At 72.7% G+C, this 4,170-nt stretch carries 5 protein-coding genes; 2 read left to right on the plus strand and 3 right to left on the minus strand.

What is annotated here, in order from left to right; translation table 11 throughout:
• Nucleotides 1-253 (minus strand): hypothetical protein (locus QH270_RS12185; protein ID WP_280341030.1); only part of this gene is annotated, 253 nt, incomplete at its 3' end.
• A gap of 4 nt (nt 254-257) precedes the next feature.
• Complete coding sequence (locus QH270_RS12190) at nt 258-536, minus strand: hypothetical protein (RefSeq protein ID WP_280341032.1); 279 nt, start codon at nt 534-536, stop codon at nt 258-260.
• A gap of 111 nt (nt 537-647) precedes the next feature.
• On the opposite strand from QH270_RS12190, the gene QH270_RS12195 reads away from it, so the two are divergent.
• Nucleotides 648-1,133, plus strand: a complete 486-nt coding sequence (locus QH270_RS12195) for a hypothetical protein (protein ID WP_280341034.1) — start codon at nt 648-650, stop codon at nt 1,131-1,133.
• Here QH270_RS12195 and pabB read toward each other — a convergent pair.
• Nucleotides 1,130-3,202: an aminodeoxychorismate synthase component I gene (gene pabB / locus QH270_RS12200; RefSeq protein ID WP_280341036.1), complete on the minus strand. Its 2,073-nt coding sequence runs from the start codon at nt 3,200-3,202 to the stop codon at nt 1,130-1,132. The genes QH270_RS12195 and pabB overlap by 4 nt on opposite strands.
• Before the next feature lie 49 nt (nt 3,203-3,251).
• Here pabB and QH270_RS12205 point away from each other — a divergent pair.
• Nucleotides 3,252-4,170, plus strand: a 919-nt coding sequence (locus QH270_RS12205) for a phosphotransferase family protein (RefSeq protein ID WP_432420347.1), incomplete at its 3' end; no start/stop codon positions are given.

Genomic DNA, 4,170 nt, shown 5'->3' on the forward strand with positions numbered 1-4,170 from the left:
GAAAGAACCACGGCGAGAAGCGATGTCGGCACCGGCGCATGCGCGCCCTTTCGGAGTTCCATGGTCCCCGCATGATGCCACGCCGCACCGACAGGGTTTTCGGAGCGCTGGCGCGCTCGAGTTCGCGGCCCCTCCTGTCCCGCCGATCAGGCACCCTGGCGTGCACCATAGTGGCCAACCCCACCGCGCCGGGTATGCGCGGCGAGATCTCCATCAACAGCGCGATCGCCGCAGCCACGGCGGCTGTCGCCACCGTGTCACCCGGCTCCCGCTCCGGCCGCCGAAGCTCCCAAGCCCCCCCCCCCCCCCGCCCCCCGGCCCCCCCCCCCCCCCCCCCCCCCCCCCCCCCCCCCGCCCCGCCCCCCCCCCCGCGCGGCCGCCCCCCCCCCCCCCCCCCCCCCCCCCGCGCGCCCCCCCCCCCCCCCCCCCCCCCCCCCCCCCCCCCCCCCCCCCGGCCCCCCACCCGCCGCTGCGCGGCGGACCCTCCTCGAGGTCGGGTCGTCGGGGTTGGGAGTGCCGTCAACGGCATGTTTCACGTCCGGCAGGTCGGGCGGGCTGACGTCGTGAGGCGGCCGCCGGGTCTGTCGGCGTTGGCGCGGGGAGTGTTCCTCCCGGCGTAGCGGGCCGTGGTGGGGCACAGTGGTGTCATGACCAACCCGAAGAAGCGGGGGCGTGGGGAACCGGTGCCGGAGCCGCAGGCGCGCAAGGTGCCCGGTGCTGATCTGCTGTCGGCGGCGCAGGCCGCTGTCGGCGCCGCGCAGACGGCGGCGGGGCAGGCGATCGACGCGGCGCAGCAGACCGCGGGATACGCCTTCGACGCGGCGGTGCGGCTGCCACCGGCCTCGGCGCAGCTGGCCGCGCAGCTGCCGGACCTGGTCGAGAACCTGTCGATCGCGGTGGACCGGCTCAACAGCACCATCGACCGGCTCGATCGCACCCTCGCCCTGGCCGATCCGGTCTTCGCCACCTACGACCGCCTGCTGCCCCGGTTGGAGGCGATGATCTCCCTCGGTGAGGACCTGTTCGGGGCCCTGGCGAAGCTCCCCGGCGTCGGGCTGCTCGGCCGGATCGCCGGGCGCGGCGGCGAGGAGCCCGCCCCGGAGCCCGAGCCGAAGAAGCGACCGCGCCGCTAGGACCCGGCGGGCGTCACGGCGCGGAAGGTCGCCGCGGCCTTGAGCACCATCTCGGCGTACTCGTCCTCGGCGTCGGAGTCGAGGACGATCGCGCCGCCCGCGCCGATCCGCCACTCGTCGTCATGGCGGACCGCTGTGCGGATGACGATGTTGAGGTCGGCGGTCCCGCCGAGCCCCAGGAAACCGATGGTGCCCGAATAGATCCCGCGCGCCTGGGTCTCCAGCTCGTCGAGGATCTCCATGGTGCGCAGCTTGGGCGCGCCGGTCATCGAACCGCCGGGGAAGCAGGCCCGCAGGCAGTCGATCACCCCGGCCTCGGCGCGCAACGTGCCGCGCACGGTGGACACCAATTGGTGCAGGGTGGAATAGGTCTCGGTGGCCATCAGCTCCGGCACGTGCACCGAGCCCACCTCGCAGACCCGGCCCAGATCGTTGCGCAGCAGGTCGACGATCATCAGGTTCTCGGCGCGGGTCTTCGGATCGTCGGCCAGCGCCCTGCGCAGGTTCTCGTCCTCGATGACGGTCCGACCGCGCGGCGCGGTGCCCTTGATCGGCTTGCTCTCCACCACGCGCTCGCGGTCGACCTTGAGGAAGCGCTCCGGCGACGAGCACGCCACATCGAGCCCGTCGAACCGCAGGTAGGCGGCGTAGGGCGCCGGGTTGCAGCGGCGCAGCCGCCGGTACACGGCCAGCCCGTCGCCGGGCGTCGCGGCCACGGCCGCCGCGTCGGTCAGGCAGATCTCGTAGGACTCGCCAGCGTGCAGCCGTTCCTGGCAGACCGCGATATCGGCCAGATACCGCTCCCGGCCCCGGATCAGGTGCGCCGGCACGGCGTCCGGATCGGCGGGCACGGTCAGGTCGGCCGGATTCGCCCAGATCGGCAGGTCGGCGAGGGCGGCGTCGGTCTCGGCCAGCCAGCGCTCCGCGGCCTCGAACCCGTCCTCGGTGAGCGCGAGCAGGTGGGTGCGCCCCGCCTCGTGGTCGACCACGATCAGCCGGTCGGCGAAGATCCACTGCGCGTCCGGGGTGGCCGCGCGGTGCGCCGCGCTCGCGCCGCAGTCGGCCTTCACCTCGTACCCGAGATAGCCGACGTAGCCGCCGGCGAAATCGAAAGGCAGCGTCGGGGTTTCGCAGTGCCTGCGCCGGAGTTCGCGATCGAGATAGTCCAGGACGGTGCCGGGCACGGTCCTGGCGCCCGCGGCGTCCGTCACCGTGACGGCACCGTCGCCGACCCGATAGGTCACGATCTCGGCCCCCGGACCGGACGCGTCGCCGAGGAAGGAGAACCGGTCGAGGCCGGGTTCGACGTGCTCGCTGTCGAGCCAGAACGCGGTCGGGGAGTCGGCGTAGCGGCGCAGGAAGATCGCCTCGGTATCGACGGCGCGCTCGATCACCTTGTGCCGCAGGTGGAACAGCCGCTCCGGCGGCGCAGGCGGGCGCGGGACCTCGCGGGGTCCGCGCACGAGCAGCGGCGCGCCGTCGCGGGTACGCGCCTTGGTGAGCGCCGCGAAATTGCGCAGCAGCGCCGCCCCGAATTCGCTCGACACCGACTCGGGATGGAACTGCACACCCCACTGCGGACGCTCCCGGTGCCGCACACCCATGACCACGCCGTCGCTCGTGGAGGCGGTCACCTCGAGCACCTCGGGCAGCGGCTGCCCGGCCGCCAGCGAGTGGTAGCGCACCACCGTGAAGTCCTGCGGCAGACCGGCGAACAGGTCGCGATCGTCGTGGGTGACCTGATCGAGGTACCCGTGTCTGGCCTGCGGAGCCCGGCCCACGGTGCCGCCCGCGCCGATCACGATGCCCTGATGACCGAGACAGACGCCGAGCAGCGGGAGTTCCGTCGCCGCGATCAGCGCGGTCGACACCCCCATGTCGCGCGCGCGATCCGGACGACCCGGCCCTGGCGAGATCACCACGTTGTCGAAGCGGTCGAGCCCGAGCTCGCCGAGCCCGGCGGCCGCGTCGTTGCGCACGACGGTCGGCTCGTTCCCGTTGACCTCGCTGATCAGCTGATAGAGGTTGTAGGTGAACGAGTCGTAGTTGTCGATCAACAGCGTGCGCATCCTGGCAGAAACCCTACGCCGGGCCCACGGACGCTCCGCCTCGGGCACAATGATCGCCATGTCTGTTTCGCAACCGGTCGAGGTCGACCCGACGATCGCGGATTTCGCGGCGATCGGGCGGTGGATGGACGAGCGTGGCCTGCCCGGCGGCTCCTTCGGCGCGGTCACCCCGATCGGCGGCGGTACCCAGAACATCATGGTGCGCTTCACCCGAGGTGAGCGCGAATACGTGCTGCGGCGCGGGCCGCGGCACCTGCGCGCCAAGAGCAATGACGTGATCCGCCGCGAATCCCGGCTGCTCGGCGCCATCGAGGACACCGAGGTGCGCGCGCCCACGGTGATCGCCGCCTGCGACGACGAGTCCGTCATCGGCGCGGTGTTCTACCTGATGGAGCCGATCCGCGGCTTCAACCCGCAGACCGAGCTGCCGGAACTGCACGCGAACGACCCGGAGATCCGGCGGCAGATGGGCTTGTCCGCGGTGGAGGCGATCGCCCGGCTCGGCGCGCTCGACTACCGGGCGCTCGGGCTGGAGGACTACGGCAAGCCCGAGGGTTTCCTGGAGCGCCAGGTGCCGCGCTGGCTGCGCGAACTCGACTCCTACGCCGCCAACGAGGGCTATCCCGGACCGTCGATTCCCGGCCTGGACCGGGTGGGCGACTGGCTCGAGCGGCACCGACCGGCCGAGTGGACGCCGGGCATCATGCACGGCGACTGTCACCTGGCCAACATGATGTTCGACTACGACGGCCCGCAGGTCGCGGCCATGGTCGACTGGGAGATGTCGACCATCGGTGATCCGCTGCTCGACCTCGGCTGGCAGCTGGCGACCCGGCCCGTCCCCGGCACCGTCGGCGCCGGACTGATGGGCACGCTCGGCACCGTCGGTGGACTGCCCACCCCCGAGGAGATGATCGCGCACTACGCCGAGTTCTCCACCCGCGATCTCAGCGCCGTCACCTGGTACG

The organism is Nocardia neocaledoniensis, from assembly GCF_029868625.1.
GTDB classification, from domain to species: Bacteria; Actinomycetota; Actinomycetes; order Mycobacteriales; family Mycobacteriaceae; genus Nocardia; species Nocardia neocaledoniensis_A.

Bases quoted from the DNA above. Each gene is read 5' to 3' on its own strand.
- QH270_RS12195 (WP_280341034.1), top strand. From the start codon at position 648: ATGACCAACCCGAAGAAGCGGGGGCGTGGGGAACCGGTGCCGGAGCCG.
- pabB (WP_280341036.1), bottom strand. From the start codon at position 3,202: ATGCGCACGCTGTTGATCGACAACTACGACTCGTTCACCTACAACCTC.